The 21,466-nt window shown below is 52.6% G+C and carries 17 protein-coding genes and 1 tRNA gene; 10 read left to right on the top strand and 8 right to left on the bottom strand.

All coding sequences use genetic code 11. The features are described 5' to 3' along the window. Nucleotides 1–15: 15 nt before the first annotated feature. The 7 genes from spoIIR to KVT34_RS24375 all read right to left on the bottom strand — a co-directional run bounded on the left by spoIIR (nucleotide 16) and on the right by KVT34_RS24375 (nucleotide 7,471). Nucleotides 16–726: a stage II sporulation protein R gene (gene spoIIR / locus KVT34_RS24405; protein ID WP_217562009.1), complete on the bottom strand. Its 711-nt coding sequence runs from the start codon at nucleotides 724–726 to the stop codon at nucleotides 16–18. A gap of 366 nt (nucleotides 727–1,092) precedes the next feature. Then, complete coding sequence (prmC, locus tag KVT34_RS24400) at nucleotides 1,093–1,998, bottom strand: peptide chain release factor N(5)-glutamine methyltransferase (protein ID WP_217562007.1); 906 nt, start codon at nucleotides 1,996–1,998, stop codon at nucleotides 1,093–1,095. A gap of 7 nt (nucleotides 1,999–2,005) precedes the next feature. Further along, nucleotides 2,006–3,076, bottom strand: coding sequence for a peptide chain release factor 1 (gene prfA / locus KVT34_RS24395; protein ID WP_217562005.1), 1,071 nt, complete (start codon nucleotides 3,074–3,076; stop codon nucleotides 2,006–2,008). A gap of 217 nt (nucleotides 3,077–3,293) precedes the next feature. Then, nucleotides 3,294–4,394, bottom strand: a complete 1,101-nt coding sequence (gene ychF / locus KVT34_RS24390; RefSeq protein ID WP_217562003.1) for a redox-regulated ATPase YchF — start codon at nucleotides 4,392–4,394, stop codon at nucleotides 3,294–3,296. A 338-nt stretch (nucleotides 4,395–4,732) separates the two neighbouring features. Continuing rightward, entirely contained in the window at nucleotides 4,733–5,269 is a 537-nt protein-coding gene (locus KVT34_RS24385; protein WP_217562001.1) for a hypothetical protein, read from the bottom strand. A gap of 133 nt (nucleotides 5,270–5,402) precedes the next feature. Next, entirely contained in the window at nucleotides 5,403–5,858 is a 456-nt protein-coding gene (locus tag KVT34_RS24380) for a hypothetical protein (protein ID WP_217561999.1), read from the bottom strand. A gap of 185 nt (nucleotides 5,859–6,043) precedes the next feature. Continuing rightward, nucleotides 6,044–7,471 carry an amino acid permease gene (locus KVT34_RS24375; RefSeq protein ID WP_217561997.1) on the bottom strand — a complete coding sequence of 476 codons (1,428 nt, stop codon included), beginning with the start codon at nucleotides 7,469–7,471 and terminating at the stop codon, nucleotides 6,044–6,046. Between the two features lie 351 nt (nucleotides 7,472–7,822). Here KVT34_RS24375 and KVT34_RS24370 point away from each other — a divergent pair, with 351 nt between their 5' ends. The 10 genes from KVT34_RS24370 to KVT34_RS24325 all read left to right on the top strand — a co-directional run bounded on the left by KVT34_RS24370 (nucleotide 7,823) and on the right by KVT34_RS24325 (nucleotide 19,311). After that, nucleotides 7,823–9,049, top strand: a complete 1,227-nt coding sequence (locus KVT34_RS24370) for a PucR family transcriptional regulator (RefSeq protein ID WP_217561995.1) — start codon at nucleotides 7,823–7,825, stop codon at nucleotides 9,047–9,049. Nucleotides 9,050–9,186: 137 nt separating this feature from the next. Next, complete coding sequence (gene ald, locus KVT34_RS24365; RefSeq protein WP_217561993.1) at nucleotides 9,187–10,320, top strand: alanine dehydrogenase; 1,134 nt, start codon at nucleotides 9,187–9,189, stop codon at nucleotides 10,318–10,320. A gap of 161 nt (nucleotides 10,321–10,481) precedes the next feature. Next, nucleotides 10,482–11,684 carry an alanine racemase gene (alr, locus tag KVT34_RS24360; protein ID WP_217561991.1) on the top strand — a complete coding sequence of 401 codons (1,203 nt, stop codon included), beginning with the start codon at nucleotides 10,482–10,484 and terminating at the stop codon, nucleotides 11,682–11,684. Between the two features lie 589 nt (nucleotides 11,685–12,273). After that, entirely contained in the window at nucleotides 12,274–12,807 is a 534-nt protein-coding gene (tadA, locus tag KVT34_RS24355) for a tRNA adenosine(34) deaminase TadA (RefSeq protein ID WP_217561989.1), read from the top strand. A gap of 81 nt (nucleotides 12,808–12,888) precedes the next feature. Next, a tRNA-Arg gene (locus KVT34_RS24350) sits at nucleotides 12,889–12,962 on the top strand. A gap of 726 nt (nucleotides 12,963–13,688) precedes the next feature. Then, nucleotides 13,689–14,573: a class I fructose-bisphosphate aldolase gene (locus KVT34_RS24345; RefSeq protein ID WP_217561988.1), complete on the top strand. Its 885-nt coding sequence runs from the start codon at nucleotides 13,689–13,691 to the stop codon at nucleotides 14,571–14,573. Further along, nucleotides 14,570–15,331, top strand: coding sequence for an amidohydrolase family protein (locus tag KVT34_RS24340; RefSeq protein WP_042233934.1), 762 nt, complete (start codon nucleotides 14,570–14,572; stop codon nucleotides 15,329–15,331). The genes KVT34_RS24345 and KVT34_RS24340 overlap by 4 nt, the downstream gene beginning before the upstream one ends. Nucleotides 15,332–15,358: 27 nt before the next feature. Beyond that, the gene (locus KVT34_RS24335) at nucleotides 15,359–16,708 is read left to right on the top strand and encodes a phenylacetate--CoA ligase family protein (RefSeq protein WP_217561986.1); all 1,350 of its coding nucleotides are present in this window, start codon (nucleotides 15,359–15,361) and stop codon (nucleotides 16,706–16,708) included. Nucleotides 16,709–16,726: 18 nt separating this feature from the next. Beyond that, entirely contained in the window at nucleotides 16,727–18,016 is a 1,290-nt protein-coding gene (locus KVT34_RS24330) for a 3-dehydroquinate synthase II family protein (protein WP_217561983.1), read from the top strand. 65 nt (nucleotides 18,017–18,081) lie between these two features. Beyond that, nucleotides 18,082–19,311, top strand: a complete 1,230-nt coding sequence (locus KVT34_RS24325) for a phenylacetate--CoA ligase family protein (RefSeq protein ID WP_217561981.1) — start codon at nucleotides 18,082–18,084, stop codon at nucleotides 19,309–19,311. Between the two features lie 103 nt (nucleotides 19,312–19,414). On the opposite strand, the gene KVT34_RS24320 is transcribed toward KVT34_RS24325, so the two are convergent. Beyond that, nucleotides 19,415–21,451: a putative bifunctional diguanylate cyclase/phosphodiesterase gene (locus KVT34_RS24320; protein ID WP_254635115.1), complete on the bottom strand. Its 2,037-nt coding sequence runs from the start codon at nucleotides 21,449–21,451 to the stop codon at nucleotides 19,415–19,417. Nucleotides 21,452–21,466: the final 15 nt, after the last annotated feature.

Genomic DNA, 21,466 nt, shown 5'->3' with positions numbered 1-21,466 from the left:
ACTGGTTTCCGAAATTTATCTGAACAGATTCAGGAAGAATCCGATGATGCCTTGAAGCAGTTCCCACAGAAAAAATTTCACTTCCGTATCTCCGCTGGCAGTTGCGGAAGCCGCCGATCCTTCGGCAGGAACGTCGGCCGTTTTTTTCTGCACGCCGGCGGTTTTGGCCTCACCTGTTCCTTCACCGCCGTCTTCGGCAGGAGCTGCCTGAGCCACCGCTTCACCCGACACGCCGTCTACAAAGCAAAGAGGTGGAAAAAGCACGCACCACCAGTTCTGGCCTTTCCCTTCCCCCAGAGATACACGAAGAGCTTCATAATCCCCGGCCGGATAAACACGATTACCGTACATTTTGGTCGGAAACGGTACCTGTCCGAGCTCCACGGTGTAAGGAAGCCCTCCCAAGCCGCGGGATGTCAGTGTATCGCGGACGACTTTTTCCAGAACCGGAAGGTTTTGCTGCACAATTTGTCTCGCTTCGTCAATAGAATGCGGTCCGGTGACCCACTCGTTCATCTGAGCGACAATAGCGTCCCGCACCAACCGCTTGATGGCCTGATCCTCCGGCTTATCGGAGTTGGCCAGTATACGAAGACGGATCGACTGATCCGGGATAGTCCCTTCCGCCAGAGCTGCGTTCGAACGTGTACCTTCCCAGCTCATCATCATGAGGGCAAGAGCGAAAAACGTATAAAACAAGTACTTGTATGATTTACGGATGACCATAATAATTCCCTCCCGTTTCCCGGAAAAACAGCGCCAGCTTCGAAGCCGTTCTCTGTTTCTTCCTCTGTAACGGTTAGTATGGTCAAAAGGCAATTCTTTTAAACTAGCAATCTATGATTTTTTTCACGTGGAACAATTTCCGGGTGTGAAACATATAAACCTTGTGGAAAAGTGACCGCCGATCACAGCGATATCATCGCAGCACAGGACTTGCCGTAATGCGCGGATCTGCTGAACATGCTGATACGTCTTAAAAAATGATCTCGCCAGATACGAGGTTTATAGATTTCCCGATAGGGGAAGGGTAATAGCAAAACCCATTTGCCGAGTTGACAGAACCTTTAGCCTCTCTCTGTTATTGGGAAGCTATTCTTTTTCTGAGAGGGCCTGTATCGCTATGACATGCCGGTCGATCCCCGCCAGGTCCTTCACGAAACGAATCTCGCTCCACTCCCCCGCTGCGCGCAGCAGGTCCGCCACTGCCTCCGCCTGATAGATGCCGACTTCCAGCCCGACCAGCCTCGGTTGTCTCGGCAACAGGGGAATCTGGCCGGCCAGCCGCCGGTACAGATCCAGCCCGTCTTCGCCTCCGAACAGCGCGAGATGCGGCTCATAATCGCGCACCTCCGGCTGCAGCGACGGCGAATCCCCCGCCGGAATGTACGGCGGGTTCGAAACCAGGATGTCGACGGGCAGCTCCCGTTCGACGCAGGGCAGGAGCAGATCGCCCTCGTAGAAGGCGATCCGCTCCCCGACGCCGCACCGTCCGGCGTTGCCCCTCGCGACCTCCAGCGCCTCCGGCGAGAGGTCGCATGCCGCCGCGCGCCAATCGGGGCGCGCGTGCAGCAGGCTCACCGGGATAGCTCCGCTCCCGGTACCGATATCCGCAAGGAGTGGAGCGCCTTGCGGGAACAGGCGCGAGCCCTCGCGGAGGATTTCCTCCACGAGGAGCTCGGTTTCGGGACGCGGGATTAGGACCGCGTCCGTGACCCGGAGCGTCAGGCCGTAGAACTCCTGCTCGCCGGTGATGTACTGCACCGGCTCCCCCGCGGCCTTACGCTCCACGACCTCGCTCCACTGCTCCGCATGCGCAGCGGGAAAAGGCTCTTCCATCCGGAAGAAGAATTCCGTCCGGCTAAGACCCAGCACGTGCTGGAGCAGAATCTCCGCACAAATGGCCGCGTCCTGGATTTGCCGCTCTTTGAAAAAAGAAGAAGCCTGGGTATAGGCTTCTCGGATTGACATGCCGGCTTGATAAATAAGCCTGTTCATGATGGTTTTATTGCTCCCCTTTTTCAAGAAGCTCGGCCTGCGCCGTCATAGTCAGAGCATTGACGATTTCGTCCATATCTCCGTTCAAGATGGTATCCAGCTTGTGAAGCGTAAGACCGATGCGGTGGTCCGTTACGCGGCTTTGCGGGAAGTTGTAGGTCCGGATGCGCTCGCTGCGGTCACCCGTACCGACCTTGCTCTTACGCTCGCCGGCGTACTTCGCTTCTTCTTCCTGGCGTTTAACATCGTAAATACGAGCGCGCAAAACCTGCAGCGCTTTCGCCTTGTTATCGTTCTGGGACTTGCCGTCCTGGCAGGTCGCCATAATGCCTGTCGGCACGTGGAGAACCCGGACCGCGGACTTCGTCGTATTAACGGACTGGCCGCCCGCTCCGCTGGAGCAGAACGTATCGACCCGAATATCGCTGTCCTTGATCTCGATATCGATCTCCTCCATTTCCGGCATTACGCCGACCGTGGAAGTGGACGTATGAATACGGCCGCCCGATTCCGTAACCGGAATCCGCTGAACGCGGTGTGCGCCGCTTTCGTATTTCATTTTGCTGTAAGCGCCCTTGCCGTTGATCATGAAAATGATCTCTTTAAACCCGCCAAGGTCGTTCAGGTTCGCTTCCAGCACTTCGGTTCTCCAGCCTTGGGCGTCCGCATACTTAGAGTACATTCGGTACAAGTCTCCCGCAAACAGAGCGGCCTCATCACCGCCGGCCGCACCGCGGATTTCCACGATTACGTTCTTGTCATCGTTAGGATCTTTAGGCAGCATGAGCACGGTCAGACGCTCTTCCAGCTCGTCTTTGCGGCCGGACAGTTCCTCGATCTCCATTTTCACGAGGTCGCGCATTTCGTCGTCAAGCTTCTCAGCCTGCATCGCTTTCGCCGCGTCCAGCTGTTCCAGCACGTCTTTGTATTCCACATAAGCATCGTAGGCTTCTTGTAGGTCGGATTGTTCTTTGGAGAATTCCCGGAGCTTCTTCGTGTCGCTCGTTACGTCCGGGTCACAGAGCAGTTCGCTCAGTTTCTCATAGCGATCCGCCAGAGCCTGCAAACGATCCAGCATTTGGACCACTCCTTACCATAATGTCAAAATAATCAGGGCCTTGCGCTGTTTTTGCAAACAGCTTAAATACCAAAACGCACCTCTCGGCAGCGGTCAGAATAGTTTACGTCGGTGACCGGTTAACCGTTCAAGGACCTTTATACCACCGAGGGATGTACATTCCCGTCGTTCTATATATAACACCGTCTCAAATTAAGGAGACAGCTGTGTCTGCTCCCTAAACGTTGAAACGGAAGTGCATCACGTCGCCGTCCTGCACGATATATTCTTTGCCCTCCAGACGAAGCTGGCCTTTCTCTTTGGCCGCGTTCATCGAGCCGGTTGCAGTCAAATCTTCATAAGAGACAACTTCCGCCCGGATAAAACCGCGCTCGAAGTCCGTATGAATAACGGCAGCCGCCTGCGGGGCTTTCGTTCCTTTGCGGATGGTCCACGCTCTTACTTCCTGAACGCCGGCCGTGAAGTACGTGTAGAGACCGAGCAGCTTGTAGGCCGCTTTGATTAGACGGTCAAGACCCGATTCCTGAAGACCGAGCTCTTCCAGGAACATTGCTTTGTCTTCACCTTCGAGTTCGGCGATCTCGGATTCAACCTTCGCGCTGATGGCCACAACCTCCGCGCCTTCTTGAGCCGCAAACTCGCGGACCTTCTGCACGTAAGGGTTATTGTCGCCGTCGGCCACTTCCGCTTCGCTCACGTTGGCGGCATACAGCACAGGTTTCATGGTCAGCAGATGAAGGTCACGCACAAGCACGCGCTCCTCGTCCGTCAGCTCCACGCTGCGGGCCGGCTGGTCGTTGTACAGAGCTTCCTTGATCTTCTCGAAGCATTCCACTTCAGCGGCATACTGCTTGTTGCCGCCTTTCATATTTTTGCGCGAACGGTCAATGCGCTTCTCCACGGAATCCAGGTCCGCCAGAATCAATTCCAGGTTAATCGTCTCGATATCCGAGATCGGATCGACTTTACCGGACACGTGGGTAATGTTCTCGTCCACAAAACAGCGGACTACATGCACAATTGCATCCACTTCGCGAATGTTTGCCAAAAATTTATTTCCAAGGCCTTCGCCTTTGCTCGCGCCTTTGACCAGACCTGCAATATCGACGAATTCAAAAGCAGTCGGCACGATCCGGTTCGGATTCACAATCTCGGCCAGTTTCTGCAATCTTTCGTCAGGCACCTCAACCACACCGACGTTCGGATCAATCGTGCAGAAAGGATAGTTTGCGGATTCGGCACCCGCTTGTGTAATCGCGTTAAATAGCGTCGATTTTCCTACGTTCGGCAACCCGACGATTCCTGCTTTCAAAGCCATGTATGTGACACTCCTTGGTTCTCAAATTAAAAAAATGCACCATATTCTATTATAAACCATTCGTCAAGGGGTTACAATTTGCTTAATTCGGGGGGATCTAGGAGGAGTTCCGCTTAACCGATTAGATTCTTCCGCCCGATAGACGGCCGAACATCCTGAACCCATTTTAAGAAAAAAAGGGCAGGATGTTCATTTAACGTGCTTTTGTTATCCGATTTCGTTACAAATAAAATCGAGCAGTTTGGATGCGGTTGCGAAGTATTGAATCTCATTCCCGCCATAATGGTTTCGATTGAGCCAATTGATGTGATCATACCGGCTGATCGTTAGAACTTTTTTTATTCATTTATAGTTATTTCCCGGACAGCTCTTAATTCCTCGAACTCTTTAGTTAATTGCTCGATAGGCTTGCTCCCGTCTTTTAATTGATGCTCAATTTCTGCAAGCGTCTTTTTCTTTTCATTCAAAATTCGAGCAGCTTTTTCATACGTCTCCCCATTTACGGGGTCATTCTTCTTAGTCTCGTAGTACCCGTTAATTTCTAATATATTCTTTAGCGATCTTATATTTTCCTCAAGGATTGCTTTAGAGTCAGGCGGGTATAACTCATCCTGCAAAGTCCCCGCTTCGATCCCGATTTTTTTGACCAATCTCTCATCTTGCTCACGTTGTAATTTTTCTGCGGTCGTCTCCGAAGCGCCTGGCTGTCTGGAATCCAGTGCGGCTCTTAATCGTTGTTCTTCCTTCTTTAAAATTTCCAGCCTCTCTTTCTTATCAAAACCATCTGCCTGGCTGGAACTGTTCAAACCCAATCCGCCTATGACAAGAGCGGTTACCGAGCAGACACCGACTATCAATGTTTTTTTTATATCCACCGAGCTGCCTCCTTAATTGCCTAGTTCTGAGCAATGGTTGCGGAGCTACATGCCGTCGGGTAAGTCTATCAAGGCCATTGTCGTGAACCTTTGGAATTTTAAAAGTTTTAATTTATGTATGAATTCCATTCTGTCATTTATTTTTCAAACCTTTGAGCAGACCCGCCGCACACAGTCCGACAAACAGAGCCGTCCCGTGCAGTAAGATGGGAAGCCAGGCAGCGGCATCTACCGGAAGCATCATCCCCCATAGAAAAACGGGCGGGAGCTGAATCAGCACAAGTACGACAGCTATCCCGGCCAGGACGTTACAACTGAGTCCGCAAGCTTTTCCCGGCCGGATCAGTCCGACCAAACCGGCCAGCAAGATGGCCCCCAGGCCGATGGAAAGATAAGCCCAAAGCTTTAACCCGCGGGGTTCGGCCACGATTTCGTGGGCAATAAACTGAATGGAGAATGCCGTTTCTCCTCCCCATATCGGGGTATATAAAATACCCAGCAGCAAGCTGAGCAGACAAGTTCCAAGGATGAACAGGAAATGACCTTTGGCGAATTGCTTTTGTCCCATTGCTTCACGGTTGGCTGACAACCTGACCCCCTCCTGAAAATGCTCTTAGTTTTATAACGACCGGGAGTCCTTAAAAGTTCCAGATCGAGCTTCCAAAAACAAGAGTTTTTCATAAATTTTACTGAGAATAAAAAAGGCAAGTCCGGACTCCATTTCAGAATCCGTCCTTACCTTATTTAAACGTTTTGTTCATTCAAGAACCGGGTTTACAGCTCAGACTGAGGATTAATGTGGATTCCGGCGCTATCTGAGTTCTTTTCGGAAAGCGCGTTTTTCCGGTGATATCCCCTGCTGTAGTAAACGACAACGAGAGCGATCAGCCAGATCGGCCCGACAATCAGCGCGACGCGCGTATCTTCGGAGAAACCGAGAAGAACAATGACGAGCACAAGGAATGCCAGAGAGATATAGGAAGTATAAGGCGCCAGCGGCATCTTGTACTTAAGATTACGAACTTGATCCGGGCTTAGTTTCTTGCGGTATCTCATTTGGGAGATGAGAATCATCGCCCATGTCCATACGGCTCCGAAAGTGGCGATACTTGTTACCCAGGCAAACACTTTTTCCGGAACGATATAGTTCAGAATAACGCCGATAAGAAGCGCAACAGCCGATACGACGATGGCTTTGCCCGGAACGCCGGTTTTGGATACTTTACGGAAGGAATCCGGCGCCTCGCCCTGTTGAGCCAGGTTGAAGAGCATACGGCCCGTACTGAAAATACCGGAGTTACAGGAAGACAGGGCTGCAGTCAGAACAACGAAGTTGATAATCCCCGCGGCTCCGGGAATTCCGATTTTCTCAAAGGTCATGACGAACGGGCTGCCGGCTTTGCCGATTTCATCCCAAGGATAGATGGACATGATGACAACCAGTGCGCCGATGTAGAAAATTAGAATGCGCCAGAAGACAGTGTCGATGGCTTTTGCCAGGGTTTTCTCAGGGTTCTGGGCTTCGCCCGCCGTTACCCCGATCATCTCAACGCCCAGATAAGCGAACATAACCATCTGGAAAGATAGCAAGAGGCCCGTTACCCCGTTAGGAAGGAATCCTCCGTGGCTCCAAAGATTGCTGAATCCGACTGCGATGCCGCCGTTGCCGAGTCCGAAGAAGATCATTCCGGCTCCGATAACGATCATGCCGATAATCGTGACAATTTTAATCAAGGCGAACCAGAATTCGAATTCCCCGTAAGCTTTAACGGCGATCAGGTTAATGGCACTCATGAGGACAAGCGCACCAAGGGCCCAGAGCCAGCGCGGAGTTCCCGGGAACCAGTACTCCATATAAATGCCGACTGCCGTAATTTCGGCCATACAAGTGATGATCCAGAGGAACCAGTAGTTCCACCCGGTTAAATATCCGAACAACGGTGAAATATGATTTCTCGCATACCGGCTGAACGAGCCGGCTACGGGGTTTTCAATGGCCATTTCTCCGAGAGCTCTCATAATGAAGAAAATAATGAGGCCTCCGAGCGCGTAAGCCAGCAGAATGCCGGGACCGGCAAGTTTGATCGCGGATGCGGAGCCGAGAAACAGGCCTACACCAATGGCGGCACCAAGCGACATCAAGGTGATATGTCGTTGTTCCAATCCTCTTTGCAGTTCATTGGTCTGAGTTTTTTTGGACATAGGTACCTCCTGAAAATTCGTATTAAACGTGTTACTGATTATACCCTCCAGAGGGCATGAAGTCTGTCCAACAAAAGTAACTAATTTCTGTAAAAGTAAGCGTTATCAATTATTTTATGTGTATTGAAAGCGCTTCATTTACAAAAAGAAGTGTAGCATATTTGTGTACGATCTGTTTTTGTGTGATTATGAGAATGTTTCTTCCGCAATTTGTGCAAATGCACAAACCGTCGCGTTCCGTCTATGGCTTTTCGCACAATCGTTTTATAATAAAAGTACCGACTATGAACGAACCTACTTATATAAAAAGAAACCGCTTCGCAAGCCAAAGGAAATGGAGTCAAGACCCGCATGAGCAACGAATTAAATCCGTTTGACCGAAGTTTTGAAAGTTTGGAAGCACTGGCGGATACCATCAGCGAGGTGCTCGGCTGCGCCATCACCATAGAAGACGCCAACCACCGGTTGATCGCGTACAGCACGCACGAAGCCCAGACCGACCCCGTACGGATCGCCACGATCGTCGGCCGCCGCGTGCCCGAGAAGGTTATCGCCAGCCTCTGGCGCGAGGGGTTTATTCAGCAGTTGATGAAAAGCGAGGACCCCGTGCCCATCAAAGCGCTGGACGATGTGAAGCTCGGCCGCCGCATCGCTATTTCCATCCGCAACAACCGCGAGGTGCTGGGCTACATTTGGGTGCTGGAGGATGCCCGCTTATTGGAAGAAGCCGATTTTCTTCAGCTTAAGCACGCCTCCCGCGCGGCCAGAACCAAACTGCTGCAGCTGCAGCAGCAGAAACGCAAGGAGCAGGAAGGATTCGAGGATTTCTTCTGGCAGCTGCTCACCGGCCATATTTCCTCGGGCGACGCCGTCCGGCAAAAGTCCGACAAGCTCGGCATTCCTCTCATGGACTGCTTCCAGGTCATGATCGTCGAATTCGATTCGGATATCAGCGAGCAGAGGGCTCAGCAGATCCGGTACCTTATCAGTACGACTCAGCGGATCCGGATCGCCCTTCATATTGTCGACCGCACCCAGCTTGTTCTGCTCGGGACCTCTTCTTCGCGTAATCAGTTTGCAGCGGATTCCTCGGAGTTCCTGCGGCTCTTTGCCCAGCAGATGAAAGACCGGTTCGGCGTCTCGCCCGGACAAACCGCTATCGGCAATATCTATGAAGACTACGGCCTTGTCGAAAAAAGCTACCGGGAGGCTCTCTCCGTTCTTCAGGTGAAGCGGCAGTTCCCCCAAGAAACGAAACGGTTTGTCCATTACCGGGATCTCGGTTTCTATCGCTTTCTTCCTCTTATGGCCGAGGAAAACCGAATTCACGCCCATACCAATCCGTCCCTGCTTAAACTGCGCCAGTACGACCGGGAGCATAACGGCAATCTCCTGCATACACTGGAAGTATTTCTTCTGCAGGACAGCAACGTTAAAGACGCCGCCGATGCTCTCCACGTTCATACCAACACGCTAAACTACCGGCTGAAACGAATTTCCGAGATTGGCAATATCGATCTGAAAGATATGGACCAGAAAGTCAGCCTATATCTCGATTTGAAAAGCGAAAAACTTTAGCGCCACTCGGGAATCTGTGGCAAGCTTTGTGGATTTACACAAAAAGCGGGCTCTTTTTTCTCGTAAGTACACGAAGCAAAAAAGCGTTTTCATAACTATACTAACCTTAGATTTCCTAATCTAAGGAGGCAGTTCTTATGCGGATTGGTGTACCTAAAGAAATTAAAAACAACGAAAATCGTGTCGCCGTAACTCCTTCGGGTGTTGTGGCTTTTGTTAAAGCAGGTCATGAAGTTCTCGTGGAGAAGAATGCCGGTATCGGAAGCGGATTTACGAACGAAGAATACTTAACGGCAGGAGCTTCCCTGATCGATCAAGCGGCGGATGTATGGGCCGGAGCGGACATGATTATGAAGGTTAAAGAACCGCTCGCTTCCGAGTATGACTACTTCCGCGAAGGTCTCATTCTCTTCACTTACCTTCACCTTGCGGCAGAGCCTGAACTGGCTAAAGCACTCACGGAAAAAGGCGTAACGGCTATCGCTTACGAAACTGTTGAAGTAAACCGTACGCTTCCTCTGCTGACTCCGATGAGCGAAGTGGCCGGACGCATGTCCGCTCAAATCGGCGCTCAATTCCTGGAGAAACCGCACGGCGGCAAAGGGATCCTTCTTGCGGGCGTACCGGGAGTCCAGCGTGGTAAAGTAACCGTTATCGGCGGCGGTGTCGTTGGTACGAACGCGGCGAAGCTTGCGGTCGGTCTGGGCGCGGACGTAACGATCATCGATCTTAGCCCTGAACGCCTTCGTCAGCTGGACGACCTGTTCGGCAATCAGGTAAACACCCTGATGTCCAACCCGCTGAACATCGCGGAAGCGGTAGCGGCTTCGGACCTCGTGATCGGCGCCGTTCTCATTCCGGGCGCCAAAGCGCCTAAGCTGGTTTCCGAAGCGATGATCGCTTCCATGAAACCGGGCTCCGTGGTCGTTGACGTGGCCGTCGACCAAGGCGGTATCATCGAAACCGTCGACAAAATCACGACGCACGACAATCCGACTTACGTGAAGCATGGAGTCGTTCACTATGCGGTTGCCAACATGCCGGGTGCGGTTCCGCGCACGTCTACTCTGGCGCTGACCAACGTCACCCTCCCTTATGCCCTGCAAATCGCAGGCAAAGGCGTACTGCAAGCCGTGAAAGACAACGCCTCTCTTCAGCTTGGCGTCAACGTTGCCGGCGGTTCCATTACGTATGAAGCGGTTGCCCGCGATCTTGGCTACGAATACGTGCCGGTCGGCAAGGCTTTGGACAAAATTTCGGTTTCTTCCTAAACCGGTTCTGTTCTTAGACTCAGCCAACCGCATCAGATCCTTTAAATTTTAACGAAATTATACCGCGGTTTCCGCGGCTTTCATCCCCTCGAAGCTGCTTCGGGGGGATTTACCTCTTTTCGGGTTAGTTCTCGTCAAATTGTTTTGGAGGCGAATTCTGCATGCACCCTGCCAGTTACCGTGATACTTGGGCGGAAATTTCGCTAGACGCGATCGAACACAACGCCCGTACGTTCAAAAAAAATCTGCAGCACGGCTGCAAGCTGATGGCGGTCGTCAAAGCCGACGGATACGGCCACGGAGCATCCGAAACGGCACGTGCCGCTCTCCGCGCAGGCGCGGAATATCTCGCCGTCGCTCTGCTGGACGAGGCGCTGGTGCTGCGTGCGGCCGGCATCACGGAGCCGGTGCTTGTACTCGGCTATACGCCGCCCCGTTCCGTCAAGAAAGCCGTTCGTGCCGGCGTGACGCTCACGGTATTTACGACCGACGTGCTGGAGGCGGTCGAGGCCGCCGCAGCGGTGTCGTCCCGGACCCCGGCACGCATCCATCTCAAAGTAGATACCGGCATGACCCGGATCGGCGTGAGAACAGCGGAGGAAGCCCTCAGCTTCGCCCGCCAAGCCATTCAGACGCCGGGTGTAACGCTTGAAGGGATTTTTACGCACTTCGCAACCGCCGACAGCGCGGACGATACCTTTACCCGCGAGCAGTTCCGGCGGTTTATGAACATCGTCGATCACCTCTCCGATGACGGCATCGATATCCCGCTGCGCCACTGCTGCAACAGCGCCGCTACGATGCAGTATCCCGACATGCATCTGGACATGGTCCGTGTCGGGATCAGCCTGTACGGCCTGCTGCCCTCCGTAGCCTCCGAGCGGGACACTCACCCTCTGAAGCCGGCGATGCAGTTCAAGACCCGGCTTGTCCAGGTGAAGGACGTCGAGGTCGGAACGCCGGTCAGCTACGGCAGCACCTTCATCGCCGAACGACCCACCCGGATCGGCACTATCCCGGCCGGATATGCGGACGGTCTCTCCAGGTCCCTCTCCAACCGCGGAGATATGCTCCTGCACGGGAGGCGCGTCAGAATCGCCGGCAGAGTCTGCATGGATCAGACGATGCTGGATATCACGGACGTGGAGAATACTGAGGAAGGCGATCCGGTAACCATCTTCGGCAAATCCGGTGACGCGTTTCTTCCTGTGGATGAAATCGCGGAACTGATGGACACCATCAATTACGAAGTCGTTTGCCTAATCGGAAAACGGGTCCCGAGAGTGTACCTTCATAAAGGAAAGCCCGCATCCTCGGTCAACAATTTGATCGATGAAATAGATGCTCAGGATTCTCCCTCCTGATAAATATGAAAAAGACCCGGTTCCTCCCCGTATTCCGGAGTCCGGTTATAATAAGAACCCGTTCCCTCATTTAGGGAGCGGGTTCTTTTTTTCGTGGTCAAGCCATGGTATATTCAATAAGTTAGTCACACCATATCCACAGATTTATCACTTGTCAACATCGTTATCCACAAGATGTTAACAAAAATTCACCGAAAAACGTTATCCACTTGTGGGTAACGTTTGAGAATTCACGGATTTCCCGATTAGTGCAATTTTGATCTTTTTAATCGCGTTTGAATTTTCTGAATTTTACAACTAAACTGAATTTTCCTCAGTATTCACGCGGGTTTATGCTCCATGCTTTTCTCTTCTTTTTTACCCTATCCTTAAACGTGACGGGTTTATTTCGTCTTTTTTGCAAGTCACCTTGTTTGCTTGCGTCGCTTATTTTGGATAGACTAATGTACGATGTGCAGGTACAATGAATAAAGTTATCCACATTTTTATCCACAACATGTTAACAAAGGGAATAAACGTTCGGGGCATAACTTCATTTTCTTCCCTCAGAACTGCTGTAATAGGCCAGACAAGGAGCTGGAACAACTTTATGGAAACCGTACAAATTCACCACGATTCTCATGATCCTATACAAGCCGAACACGAAAAATGGATGCGGGAAGCCATGCTCGAAGCGGACAAAGCAAAAGCGCTGATGGAAGTTCCCATCGGGGCCGTGATTGTCCGCGACGGCGAGATTATCGGGCGCGGCCACAACCTGCGCGAAACCTCGCTAGATCCTACCGCTCATGCGGAGATCATCGCGATACGCGAAGCCAGCGAGAAGCTGGGAGCCTGGCGGCTGCTGGACTGCAGGCTCTACGTCACGCTGGAGCCGTGTCCGATGTGCGCGGGCGCTATCGTCCAGTCGCGCGTTCCCCAGGTGATCTACGGCACGCCAGATCCCAAAGCGGGCTGCGCCGGAACGCTGATGAACCTGCTGCAGGAAGAGCGCTTCAACCACTGCGTGGACGTGATCAGCGGGGTACTGCAGCCCGAGTGCGCTTCCCAGTTGACCGATTTCTTCCGGGAACTGCGCCGCCGGGCCAAGGAAGCGAAGAAGGCACTTCCCGCGGAGGAGTGACCCCGCTCCTCCAAGGTTTTGCCTTAGAGATTCTTCCTCCCTTAAACCATTCTGTGGTATACTGAATAACGGAATTTGTATGCGCCCGTAGCTCAGCAGGATAGAGCGACAGTTTCCTAAACTGCAGGTCGGAGGTTCGAATCCTCTCGGGCGCGTTCTATATTTATTCAAAAACCCTTGTATATCAAGGGTTTTTTCTTTTTTTACAACACAAATTAAACTCGGCATAGATGGAGTGTTTACTTGGGGGGTTAATTTGGGGAGCATTCCTCTTTTGCAGAGCCGGTTTTCTTTTCTTCCTCCAACCGACAAATTATTTTTACAATTTATTACAAATTTTAACCGAGATTAGAAATATATTCTCCTCCCGTTTCGCTTCACTCCGCCTCTTATATAGCGAAGCTGAGCCTTGATTAGCATTTTTCCCCCTTCGTCCCCTTACTCCAATCAAGGTTTCAGAATTCATTCCTCATCTACTTGATTTCCCCCCGCCATTTAAAAAGAGCCTTTCCAAAATTAAATACTAAAACTTAATTTAAAGATTTTTGAGCAATTTAACGAAATTTTAATTTACTTTTTTTGTCTAAAAAAGTAAAATCATAGTTGAAGATATGGTTATGGATGTTTATGTATCTATTTACATTTCATCCATTTCGAATCTATTGGCCTACTTCCTCTTTTCACCCCTATCTTCCGAATTATTCGTACTGTGACGAAAGAACGATTTTTTGAGCTCCTCACTTCATGACCATCCATAACATTCAGCAACAATCTTTTAGCTTTGCGCTTTTTCGCCTGTGCGGTATCACTTCCATTTTCGTACCGTTCAGAAAATGGGGTTCTTTCTTATTTTGCACGTTCATCGGAAAGGAGATCTATGTATGAGTAAATTGCTGCGACTTTCAAAGATTTTTCATCCGAAATCCGGCCGCGCTTTCATGCTTCCGGTAGATCACGGCACCACCTACGGACCTCTTAACGGAATCTCCTCCATGCCGGCTTTGCTTCGTATGGCCAACCGATTCCGGCTGCAGGCTATCATTGCCCACAAGGGGGCCATCCGCCGTGCCCTTGAAAGCAGTGAATCGCCGTGGGGAACCGAATTTATTCTCCATCTCTCGGCTTCCACTCAAATGTCACCGGATATGTCCAATAAGCAGATCGTATCGACCGTCCGTCACGGCCTGCAAATCGGGGCTATCGGCCTTTCCGTACATATTAACCTGGGCGTCCCCCGGGAACATGAGATGCTGCGCGACCTAGGTCTTATCTGTGATGAGGCTTATGCTTGGGGCCTTCCGGTCCTGGCAATGATGAACGTTCCCGAAGAAGATCTTTCGGGGGGAGCGGCGGCGACTAATAAAATAGCCCACGCGGTCCGTGTTGCCGGAGAATTGGGAGCCGATCTTGTCAAAGTCCAGACGCCGGTTACTCCGCAGAGAGCGGCTGAAGCCATAGCCGCTTTTAACATCCCCGTGCTGATGGCCGGAGGAAGCTCCGTCGGCGACAAACTGGCTTTTTTCCGCGGAATCAGGGAAATGCTCGATGCCGGGGGCAAAGGCCTGTGCATAGGCCGGAATCTTTTCGAGGATTCCCGTCCCGATGATATGTGCCGTGCGCTCGGAGATCTGGTTCATAAGGACTGCAGCGCGGAGGAAGCTTACGACACCTATTTAGCCGCCTCCTCACGGATGCCGCTTATCGCGAAGCAGACGGATCACGGAATTTCCGCCGCACAATTTGACCCCTGGGAGGAATACGCATGATCATTGATGGCCACGCTCACATATCCAGACAGGATTACAGCAGCCCCGAACGGCTGTTGGACGATATGAAATCGGCAGGTATAGACAAAGCCGTCCTGGTGCCGGGCGGCATGCTGGACGTTAGGCGCATGACCCGGTACGTCACCGGACAGGAGAAGCCGATCCTCAAGGATCCGCCCAACGATACCGTGCTGGATATTATCCGTGAATATCCGGACAAATTTTACGGAATCTGCTGCATTAATCCTAACGACGGGGCTCCGGCGGCTCTGGCCTCCCTGGAGAAGGCCTATCGAAACGGCTTCAAAGGCCTCAAGATGTCCCCTCTTGTCCATCAGGTTTCTCTTATGGGAGACGTCGTCAAAGAGCTTGCCGCCCTGTGCGGGGACTATGGAATTCCCTTCTATACGCACCTAGTTATTCAAGCAAACGCAAACACGGCCGCGCTGGGTTCTCTCGCCGAGGCTTTTCCCAGTACTAACTTCGTTATCGGCCATATGGGCTTCGGCCCGCTCGACATAGATGCCATAGAATTAGCGGCACGAAGGGACAACGTTTACCTGGAAACGTCTACGGGCAACCCGCTGGCGATTCAGACCGCTGTTAAACAGGCGGGTCCGGATAAACTTATGTTCGGTTCCGAGTTCCCCTTGTCGGACCCGTTCGTAGAAAAGGTCAAAATCGACCGTCTCTCTATCTCCGATGCGGATAAGGAAACGATTTTGCATCATACGATTTCACGTTTGCTTGGACTATAATATTCGCTGTATAAGGAGGGAAAGCACGTGGCCGTAACAGCCAGAAGCCAAATGGAATTGATGTCCGGACAAAAAGCGGCGGACAGGTTCGAGCCGCACGTCCGGTGGCTTAACAGCCTGACCGAACGCGGAATGTCGGTAGAAAACCTGAGCCAGGCGGAAGTCGATGCTTATCACCGGAGGGCCTTACGCAGTTTACTTCAGTTTGTGTATGAAACCAACGAGTTTTACAAACAGCGTATCGACATCACCGGTCTGACTCCCGAAGAAGCATCCAATCCGGCTTTATTTGCCCAACTGCCTTTCCTGACAAAGGAAGACTTGCGCAATGATCCGCGCTGCATCATTTGTTCGCCTGATCTGGCTCATATCCATACTTCGACCGGCACAACCGGAGGCAAGCCGATCTTTATCGGACATACTTTGAATGATCTTTATCGGCTGGATACGGCCCCCCGCTACCCATCTCTTATGCAGAACACGCGAAATACCGTAGTCGGAAACGCTTTACCCTACGAAATGAGCTCGTCCGGGCTTTCATTCCACCGGGTATTCCAATATATGCAGGACTGCTGCGTACTGCCTGTCGGCAAAGGGGGAGCTTATTCTCAACCCGATAAGGCTCTTGAATGCATGCTGGCCTGGGATATGCAAACCTTGGTTATTGCTCCTTCCTACGCCGTGACCCTGGCTGAACATGCGCAGAAACTAGGAATGGACCTTCATCGGGATTTCAACCTGAAGCATTTGTTTTTGACCGGTGAGGGCGCTTCACCCGCTCTTCGCGAACGGATCGAACGGATCTGGAATACACCGGTGACAACCTGGTACGGGTCGCTTGAGATAGGTCTGATCGGGATTGAATGCCTGGAGCACCAAGGTTACCATTTGGCAGAAGGCCATAACTATACCGAAATCGTTCATCCTGTTACGGGGGAACCACAGGCTCCGGGCATCGTCGGCGAAGTCGTTCTCACTACCCTGATGCGCGACGGCATGCCCATAATCCGGTACAAAACCGGAGACCTCGGCTGCATCGAGGATGGTCCCTGTCCTTGCGGCTGCCGTCTGCCCCGTTTGCAGCTGAGGGGCCGTATGGGGGATCAGCTCGCCCTTAACAGCGGGAATTTTTCTCCCCTGTATCTGGAACAACAGCTCCTGCAAATCGGCGGTACAGGAAACTGGTACCAATTTATCGTTGAAAACGGGGAACTTTCCATACTCGTCGAAGCTTCCGATTCAAGCGTAGACCGAGCGGAGCTATTAACGGAGGTACAACTGCGTATCGAAGCGAGCATCCAGCAATCCTGCGACGTTCAAGTCGTCGATTACGTGGAGCGAGACGCGGGAAAAGCCCGCCGGGTTATTCGACTATAACAAGAGGAGATCTGCGAAATGAGTAAAGCGCTGAAAGAAACGCCTGATATCAATCCGAAGGCATCTAATGAGTCCACCATCCAGCCAACCGAAAAACCGGCCGAAACGAAACCAAGCGTTACAGCCGCTCCGGTTTCCAGCCTCAATCAGGCCAAAAATAAACCTATCGCGCCCGTGCGCAGCAAATACGCGTGGTTCGATATCAGTTCTTTAACCGCACCGGAGCAATGGGGCGCTATCGTACAAGCTCTGCCTCACCAGAAATTCACCGGCGTCGTAGCCAACGAGCAGCAGGTGAAGCAGCTTCCTCCGACTTTGGATAAAATCACCTATGTCGAGGGCACTCCTTCTCCCGATAAGCTGGCGGCTTTAAATGAAGCCTACGACATCGTTATCTTGGAACCGTCGGTGATCGGCAGCAGCTGGTTCAGACGCAACCGTGAAGCCATTACCTGCAAAATCGGCACGAGTGTGAATGTAACGGACCCTGAGTCTTTGCAGCTCGCCGTAGCCATGACCCACGAGGTGTCTCTGCTAATTGTCGAATTCCGCGACGATACAAAAATTCCGCTTGAAATCGTTCTGGCGGACGCCCAGAATTTCGGTACCGAAGTGGTCATGAAAGTACGCGACGATATTGAAGCGAAAGTCGTCTTCGGCGTACTCGAATGCGGGGCGGATGGCGTCCTGATCGCGTCGGGCGATCTCGGCCAAGTGTATGCGGTCGGCGAAGTAATTACTTCAACGGGCCAAAAAGGCGGTCAGCCGCTTCAGAAGCTGACCATTGTACGGACGGAGCATGTCGGCATGGGCGATCGCGCCTGCATCGACCTGACGAGCTATCTCGGTCTCGACGAGGGTGTGCTGCTCGGTTCCTTTTCCTGCGGGGGCATTCTTGCCTGCAGTGAGACACACCCGCTTCCGTATATGCCGACGAGACCTTTCCGCATCAATGCGGGCAGCCTGCATACCTATGTGCTGGCACCGGATAACCGGACCTGGTACTTGTCCGACCTGCGATCGGGAATGGAAGTCCTCGTCGTCAGCACATCCGGCAAAGCGAGACGCGTTTCGGTCGGCCGCGTGAAAATCGAGCGGCGTCCCCTGCTTTATATCGAAGCCCGGGCTGAAGACGGAACGACGCTTAATGTCATTATGCAAGAGGACTGGCATGTGCGCGTATTCGGCACGGAGGGCCAGCCGATCAACATTACGACATTAAAGCCGGGCGATCAGGTGCTGGGCTATACGATGGACCCCGGCAGACATGTCGGCGTGAAAGTCGACGAGCTGATTATCGAACAGTAAGCGCCACCTCTACAGCCAGATCCTTTGGATCTGCAAGCCCATACCCATATAAGGGGGAACAGCCTGTGTCCGAGAAATTTACCGCCCTTATGGAGCGATTGGAACAATCACCTTTCTATAGACAACACCTGTCTGCAGAGGACCGGGAAATAAGAGAACTTTCCCGAATCAGCGAGCTGCCGCTTACGACCAAAGACCACCTCCGTGAAGCAGGTCCCTGGAATCTGCTGGCGGTGCCGCCGGAGGCCGTCTGCCAGTACTTCGAAACGTTCGGAACGACCGGCTTGCCTGCTTCGGCCTGGTACACCCTGCGGGATCTGGAGGCGGGAGGCCGTCAGATCGGTGACTCCGGCCTGCGCCTTAGACCCGGGGACCGGCTGCTTAACCGCTTCCCTTACGCGCTGTCCCTGCCGGCTCACCTGGTTCAGCAGGCCGCGCGGCAGGCAGGCGCATGCGTGCTTCCGGCCAGCAGCCGGAACACGATGACGCCATATCCGCGCGTCATCGAACTGCTGCGCAAGTTGAAGGTAACGGTGATGACGGGCCTTCCCCGCGAGATGGAGATACTGGCGGAAACCGCACGGCTGCACGGGCTCGGCTGCCGGGAGGATTTCCCTCATCTCCGGGCCATCGGCGTCGCGGGAGAACTTCTGGCCGAGTCGCGCCGGAAGAAGATTGAAGAGCTTTGGGGCGTGCCGGTTTACAACTTGTACGGCTCTACGGAGACGGCCAACATAGCCGCGATGTGCGAACACGGCGTCCTGCACGTGGCCGAAGAAGATTTCTTCGTCGAGGTACTGAAAGAAGACCTGTCAGCGGCGGTTGAACCCGGCGGAGGCAAAGGGCTCGCCGTGATCACCACACTGACCCACGAGGGATCTCCTCTTCTCCGATATTTGAACGGAGACGTGATCTCCCTCGAGGAAGTCAGCTGTCCGTGCGGGAGAAGCGGACGCAGGCTGACCCATTACGGCCGGCAGTTGGACAGGCTGGAGGTGGCCGGCCGGATCTTGGAACCGGCGGACATCCACGACGCCGTGTATTCGCTGCCGGACCTGCCGGACGCTTGGAAAGTAACGCCCGCGCAAGACGGGCTCCGCTTTACGTTCGAATGGACGGACAAAGACGCCGGAGTGCTCCCACGACTTGCGGCGATACTCGCCGAAAAGCTGCAGCTGCCGGTTGTCGTTGAGCCGGGCGAGCCGGGAGCCCTGTTTGATCGCCGCCTGCTTCTTGAGCGGCAGGTCAGCACCAAACCCCTTTACATCGTAAAGCCGGCAGAGGTTGTGCTTTAAAGCGTCGGAACGTTCGGCGTTTATCCCGATAGGATCGAAATCAACAAAATCCCCCGAGCCTTAGCTGGCCGGGGGATTTTGTTGGTTTGTCGGCAAAAGGCTTTCAGACTTGAACGAATGGTTGCTTCCTGCTTAAAAGCTCACCAGCCTTCTCGCTGGATAACGGAGGACTGATGAAAAAGCCTTGTCCGATCGTGCATTGATGCTCCTGGAGGAAATGAATCTGCCTCTCATGTTCGATGCCTTCTCCGATAAGCTGGAATTTTAAATGCCGGCCCATATCGATGATGGTTCGGACAATAGCTTCCGTGTTGGTATTGAACGTGATTTCTTCTATGAAGGTGCGGTCGATTTTAATATGGTCGATAGGCAGTTTATCCAATAAGAAGAGGGAGGAATAGCCGGTTCCGAAATCATCGATCGAGAGCTTGACGCCGATCTTCTTCAATGCGGTCAAAATCACGAGAGACTGATCCAGATTCTGCATGATGCTTTCGGTAATTTCAAGCTCCAAATGACCCGGATTCATGTCGAATTCTTCAAGGACGCTTTGGATGGTTGAAACGAGCTGTTTATCCTGGAATTGTCTTACGGAGATATTGACGGCCAGGCGGATTTCCGGCAGCCCCGCTTCCCTCCACTGCTTGTACTGGTGACAGGCTGTGTGAAGCACCCACTTGCCGATAGGCACGATAAGCCCCGTCTCCTCGGCAATCGGAATAAACTCCCCTGGCGTGACAACCCCGAGTTCCGGGTCCATCCAACGGATCAAAGCTTCCATCCCTACGATCTCTCCGCTGGCCAGATTAATTTGCGGCTGGTAGTGAAGGGTAAACAGCTGCTTCTCCAGAGCTCTGCGCAGCCCGTTCTCCAGCTTAAGCTTCCTGGCGAGCCGGTTGTTGTGTACCCGGTAATACTGGTAATTGTTTTTCCCGTTTTCTTTGGACAGATACATGGCCATGTCCGCATGTTTGATCAGTACATCACGGTCCATACCGTCCTGCGGGTAAATACTGATGCCGATGCTTGTCGTCGTATAAACCTCATGCCCGTGGAGCTGGAACGGCTGCTTGAACTGATCCAGCACCGCCTGGGCCTGGACACGGACGCCGTCTTCCGTCACTCCTTCAAGCAAAATGACGAATTCGTCTCCGCTGTGCCTAAATACGGTATCGGACGGACCGAGACACGCCCGCAGCCGTTCGGCAACTTGTCTCAGCAGCAGATCCCCGTATATATGGCCGACGGTATCGTTAATATTTTTAAACCGGTCCAGATCCAGAAACAGCACCGCCAATTGGGATCCCGTCTGCTCTGCTCTCTCGATCGCCATATATAGACACTCGTTGAGGTAGCTGCGGTTAGGCAGTCCCGTTAAGGTGTCATGATAAGCCATATGATTAATCTTTTCCTCGGCCTTCTTGCGTTCCGTAATGTCCTTCCCGATACTCATACACGCGGACTTGCCCCCGTAGTTGGTTGCCACCAGTACCAGCTCGCAGCTTCTTACCTGACCGTCCAGACGGACATACCTTTGCTCCATGCGGGCGGAAACCCCTTTTTCCAAAACTTCGTTCACATGTTCCAGGGCATTCTTGCGCGATTCCGGATGGAGGAACCTCAGGGCCGACCGTCCCAAAAGTTTGTTCACGTCTTCCGCACCCAACGATTGGACGGCAGCCGGATTGGCATAGACGAGCTTGCCCTTCTGCTGGACCACAATCGGCTCCGGACATATTTCGATCAGACTCCGATAACGATTTTCGCTTTCTTTAAGCCGGTCGCGTTCTATAATCATTTGCCTGAAAAAATAGCTTAAAGCAGCATAAACGACCGTGTTAAACACGACACCGACCAGATTGGCCCGGAGATAGTCGAACTGGACCGTGCTTGAATAGGTGAGCAGAAAAAGCAGAAAGCCCGCTCCGACAATCGTCGGCACCCACAAACCCGGAAGCAGGAAAGCATACAACAGCAGCAGAGTGTACATGATGGAAGGAAGTTTAAAATAGTCGATGTTGTGAAGCAGAGTAAACAAGGTAATATAGGCTATCGAAGCGAGGATATGTTGCAGCACGACTGATTTTCTCAGGAATACGGCGGATAGAATGGTCGTCAGGAATACAAACACTTTAATCATGTGGTCCTGTCCGAC

It is taken from the genome of Paenibacillus sp. GbtcB18 (assembly GCF_019091125.1).
Taxonomy (GTDB): domain Bacteria; phylum Bacillota; class Bacilli; order Paenibacillales; family NBRC-103111; genus Paenibacillus_F; species Paenibacillus_F chitinolyticus.
This window is presented reverse-complemented; position numbering and strand designations above follow the sequence as displayed.